The organism is Photorhabdus cinerea, assembly GCF_011189575.1.
GTDB lineage: Bacteria > Pseudomonadota > Gammaproteobacteria > Enterobacterales > Enterobacteriaceae > Photorhabdus > Photorhabdus cinerea.
The window spans coordinates 1-4,459 of the sequence record NZ_PUJW01000070.1; the positions used below are offsets into that span (position 1 = coordinate 1).

Here is a 4,459-nt window from a genome sequence, read left to right on the forward strand (position 1 = left end):
ACCCAACAGTAGACATCCGTCATGTGTATCGGGTAGAAAAAGATGGTAGTAAAACTCAAATGGCATGGGGAGAAGGTAACTATAAGCAGGGGTATCCTTTTGAGGATTTTGTTGCTACGCAGATGCCAGCAGGTTCTCGGTTACCAAAGAATGCCGAGACATTTGATTTCTACGATCCTGCTACGCGTGTAGCTATTAGTGTTAAAACTATAGACACACGCACAGCCGCACGGATAAAGGAGCCCAAGCAGATATATTCATCAATGAAAAGGAATATTGATGATGCAGCTAACTTCACGGGAGGTTCTAAAGGAACGAAAATCATTAATTCAAGTATGATATCCCAACGTGAAGTAAGGATTGCTGTACCTAAAACAACTACTCCTGACCAGTGGGAACAAATTAACAGAGCCATTACCTATGGTGCAGAAAAGAACATTAACGTTAAAATTACAGTGGTGAAATAATGAACAATAATCCTGACCAAGGGTTGAATGCCGGAGCTAAATTTAATGGTGATTTTTATTCAATACAAACCTATTCAGGCAACGGTTTATTAGGGGTAGATCCCTTAGGAAGCGAACACCTATTACAGCCAGTTGTATCTGATCAAGAGTTGGGAAAGGCTGTGCTTGATGCTTTATCAAAAAGTAGGATAATCCCACTTGATGAGTATGGGGATTATTTTGATCATGATGCAAATGACAAACAGTATAAAAACTGGATCACAGAGATGATGGGATCTTATGGTTATCGCTCAAAACGTCAGTTATTTAAGAAGATGAACAGTTGCAATATTCGCTTGTTAGATGGTGTGATAACTATTATGCCCTATGGTCACAAAAAACTTGAGCTTTGGACAGGGCAGGGTATTGTCGAGTCAGATTATGTCATTATTCCGGCAGACAGCTCCCCTGAGGAAGTGGGTGCCGCATTACGGCTGGCTTTTTCACGTTGTAGAAGTTATGTTTGACGATAAGGTAACAGTTTATTTTTGCATTGATTATTCATGATCTTTGATTCATAGAGTTAATTAAGGTGGACACGTAATCACTATTATGTGTCCGCTGATTATCTCAAAAAGTTAGCTGCCTTGCCGCTGAATTGGCAGGATGGTTGTGCATTGTTATGCTAGAGGTATATAGGGATTAGGGTTAATAAATCTGGTAGGAGCATAGTTATCATATCCTTTACCCCTGCAATATTCTTTTAACTGGCTTAATGAATTTATTCCTATTTTCTGATAAATTATCTGTAGCCGGGTTTGTACCGTTCTATATGAAATATCTAATTTTCTAGCTATACCGAATGAACTTCAAGATGCTTGAGTAGTTAGACATAAAAACATTTAAATTCAACAACATAATCGTTTTTCAAACATGCGCTTTGAAGTGTCTTGAGTATATATCTTTAGCGCTTAGTGATTGCAACGCAAAAAATACTATATCGAACTCTCTATCAGTAAATAAATCAGTTGGTGTGCCAAAAGTTAGTGAATCAGGATGCCTATTATTTTCAAAATGATACATGGAATAAAGTTCAAGTTTTTTACCATGACCAACAACCCCAATGCATTTTCCATCCTTTATGAGAAGTGTAATGTTGACCATAAATGGTTAGATTATTTTTTCTTTCCCACCATAAGTGAAAGTGTTTAGTACCGGTATCGTTTTTTTACTAATCATTACGTTTTTATCATTAGCCTGTATAATATCTTCAAACTCAGACCACGGTGCTGGACATTCACTATCACGCTTACCTTATATATTAAAACCGGGGCTGTCCTAGATAGCGATTATATTTTTCCCTTAACTATTTGTTTTAGAATATGTAATTGGTCTTTTACACCCGGTGTATTAAATCTCCACTCACATTCCTTGAGAAAGAGCTCAAAATGTTCCTTTGGTATGCCATTAAATTTACGCATATGACGTTTGGCTTGGTTCCAAAAGTTCTCTATCCCATTGATATGGTTTTGACCATTTTTAGCGTCTACAAACTCCGTGCTATGGTTAATTCGATAGTGTTTAAAATCGGACACGTCCAGCACATCATAGCTGGCAAAATTATCTGTGTAGACTAGGCTGTCAGGCTTAATTTTCGCCGTGATTATCGGAATCAAGGTATCGGATTTGGCGTTAGGTATTAGGCGGGTGTAGACCTTACCACCTCGCTTGAGAAGCCCGAAAACAGGGACTTTTCCGGCTGAACCTCGCCCGCGTTTTCCCTTGCGTTTACCCCCGAAATAGCTTTCGTCTATCTCGACTTTACCTTCAAACATGGAGTGTTCATCGACATAATCAGCGATAAGGACTCTGAGGCGGTGAAAATAGTAAGCTGAAGTCGTTTTGTTGACACCCACTAACTCTGCCGCAGTGCGGGCTGTAACCCCCGCCACAAAGAGTTCCTGAAGACGTTTTTGCTTGTATTGGCTAATCCGACTTTTTCTCATTTGGATATCCTAGATCAAATGACTTATCTAGGACAGCCCCTTAAAACCTTTAGGAAGGCCGCTGTAATAAATCATAATATCATTAGCATAGATAAATCGAGATTCGTTGTCTTTTATGATCCAAAAATCGTTGCTGTTTTCCATGTATGAAATGAAGGCATTAAAGCTTTTTGAATAAACATCCAGATCTTTGTTTACAGAGAAACTCATACTTTTATCTTTCATAATTTCACTCATCATGATTAAACTAGAATACTTCCATGTAAGGTTATCACTTTTACAATGCAATGAGTAATTATGTTTGCGGACGATTTTACAGCTTCTGTAAATATCGCTAATATACCAATATTTTATATTGGTTAAAACTTTTCTTATTGATTATGTTTTTAATGAATAATTACAATCGAGTAGTTATTTTTGCTCTTTCTTTGGGTATATTAGTTGAATCCGCCACAACAGTTTGACCTTTTCTGACATGGCTGTCTTGGTGTTCTATTTGTTCGGTTAGGAAGAGTTAGTGGGTTGATTAACGGCGGTCAATTAATCTTTTTAAAAGAGTTGTGTGTCCACCGATTATCTTGAAAAAGCTCAACTTATATACTCAAGATACTTTAAAGTGCATGTTTGAAAAACAATTATTTTGTTGAATTTAAATGCTTTTATGTCTGACCACTCAAGCATCTTGAAGTTCATTCGGTATATATATTAACCTTTGATTCCGAAAGCTGTCTTTAAATCCTTTAATGTGATCATCAACGTCATTGGGTTTAAAGGCGATTCATCAAAACCCACAGATTTATAAAATGCTTTAGCGTCTTCTGAGATAGCATGGACAATTAACCCTCTAATACCAACTAAATCTGCGGCTTGTGTGACACGTATGGCAGCATCTCTAACCAAATAGCGGCCAAACCCTTTTCCTTGATAATTTTTATCAACAGCCAGACGGCCCAAAATGATTACTGGAATGGGGTTCGGCATATTGCGTTTAAATTTGCTTATCGCTTCTTGCGACATAATTGAGCCGGTAGCCAACGAATAATAGGCAATAACATTTTTGTCTTCGCTTACAACGTATGTTCGTGAGGCATTTCCTTTTTGGTTTTTTGATGCTTTGTCTGTTAACCAATTGTCAAGGGTGTCAACTCCTGAATTAAAATTATCTAAATTGTGATCGTCTGTTAATGGGGTTGGGCCATTACTCATCATTGTATCACCAAGGTTTTTTCATATTTGCTGTTTTGATAAGACGTTCATTTGGTGCTGCCGGATCATCAAGTTTAGCGACAAAAGCATCAAAAACTTCTGGAGAAACAACCATAAATGAGTGTTCCAATAGGGTGTTTTCAGCATCACGCTTGATTGTATCAAGGACATATTCGGTGACGGTTTTGCCTTTTACTTTTGCTGCCCTATCGATTAAATCTCGATCTTCTTGCCTAATCCTCAAGTTGAGTGTCTTATTTTTACGATTCTCAATTGTTACATTCATTTTGAATCTCCTTTGGCTGTGGATGGTATAAATAATATACTAATGTAACGCTATTGACATTACATTTCAAGTGTGACATTAAACCATGTGTAAATACCATTATTAAGAAAAAGGTAGATCGTAATAGCTGATTGAATGTTCAACTGTCACATTTAATGGAATAAAACCAGCTACATTTTTTGCTGCTTGTTTAATAACAATAGCTTGACCTTTTCTGACCGCCGTTATCAGACTTTCGGAAAGGTCTGTAATATTGATTCTTGCCACAGTGCTATTACCCCAAATCAGCAATGGTGACTGGAACAAAGTGGTCCAGCGGGTCGCGGGTCAATCCATTATCAGTTCCAGCCTGAATACCACCATTAACGGCGGCAGTTTTAACGATAATTTGACTACGGCTCTGTTGGCTAATATTGGCAGCCAGATTCATGCTGAAGGTGCCAGATTGATTGGTGATAATGGCGAAGTGCTAGGAGTGCCGGGCAAAACGTTAAGCCACGCAGTTGTGGCAGGCA

Annotated in this window: 6 protein-coding genes and 4 pseudogenes; 3 read left to right on the forward strand and 7 right to left on the reverse strand. The window is 38.0% G+C overall.

Going from position 1 to position 4,459, the window contains the following annotated elements:
• The coding region (locus C5469_RS22280) for an endonuclease toxin domain-containing protein (RefSeq protein WP_479687573.1) at positions 1 to 467 on the forward strand (467 nt) is incomplete at its 5' end.
• On the forward strand, positions 467 to 973 hold the full coding sequence (locus C5469_RS22285; protein ID WP_166310823.1) for a contact-dependent growth inhibition system immunity protein: 507 nt from the start codon (positions 467 to 469) through the stop codon (positions 971 to 973). The genes C5469_RS22280 and C5469_RS22285, both read left to right, overlap by 1 nt.
• 153 nt (positions 974 to 1,126) lie before the next feature.
• Here C5469_RS22285 and C5469_RS22290 read toward each other — a convergent pair.
• From C5469_RS22290 to C5469_RS22315, 7 genes and pseudogenes are all read right to left on the reverse strand, one after another.
• Positions 1,127 to 1,303, reverse strand: a pseudogene (locus C5469_RS22290) (helix-turn-helix transcriptional regulator); the annotation flags it as partial.
• A gap of 103 nt (positions 1,304 to 1,406) precedes the next feature.
• Positions 1,407 to 1,760 (reverse strand): annotated as a pseudogene (locus tag C5469_RS23895) (helix-turn-helix transcriptional regulator); the annotation flags it as partial.
• A gap of 35 nt (positions 1,761 to 1,795) precedes the next feature.
• Positions 1,796 to 2,452, reverse strand: a complete 657-nt coding sequence (locus tag C5469_RS22295) for an IS1595-like element ISPlu21 family transposase (protein WP_166310825.1) — start codon at positions 2,450 to 2,452, stop codon at positions 1,796 to 1,798.
• Positions 2,453 to 2,494: 42 nt separating this feature from the next.
• Positions 2,495 to 2,677, reverse strand: a pseudogene (locus C5469_RS22300) (helix-turn-helix transcriptional regulator); the annotation flags it as partial.
• A 480-nt stretch (positions 2,678 to 3,157) separates the two neighbouring features.
• Positions 3,158 to 3,658, reverse strand: coding sequence for a GNAT family N-acetyltransferase (locus C5469_RS22305; protein WP_166310833.1), 501 nt, complete (start codon positions 3,656 to 3,658; stop codon positions 3,158 to 3,160).
• A gap of 7 nt (positions 3,659 to 3,665) precedes the next feature.
• Positions 3,666 to 3,944, reverse strand: coding sequence for a type II toxin-antitoxin system TacA family antitoxin (locus C5469_RS22310; RefSeq protein WP_021325292.1), 279 nt, complete (start codon positions 3,942 to 3,944; stop codon positions 3,666 to 3,668).
• 102 nt (positions 3,945 to 4,046) lie between these two features.
• The gene (locus C5469_RS22315; RefSeq protein WP_166310827.1) at positions 4,047 to 4,211 is read right to left on the reverse strand and encodes a hypothetical protein; all 165 of its coding nucleotides are present in this window, start codon (positions 4,209 to 4,211) and stop codon (positions 4,047 to 4,049) included.
• A 1-nt stretch (position 4,212) separates the two neighbouring features.
• Here C5469_RS22315 and C5469_RS22320 point away from each other — a divergent pair.
• Positions 4,213 to 4,459 (forward strand): annotated as a pseudogene (locus C5469_RS22320) (DUF637 domain-containing protein); the annotation flags it as partial.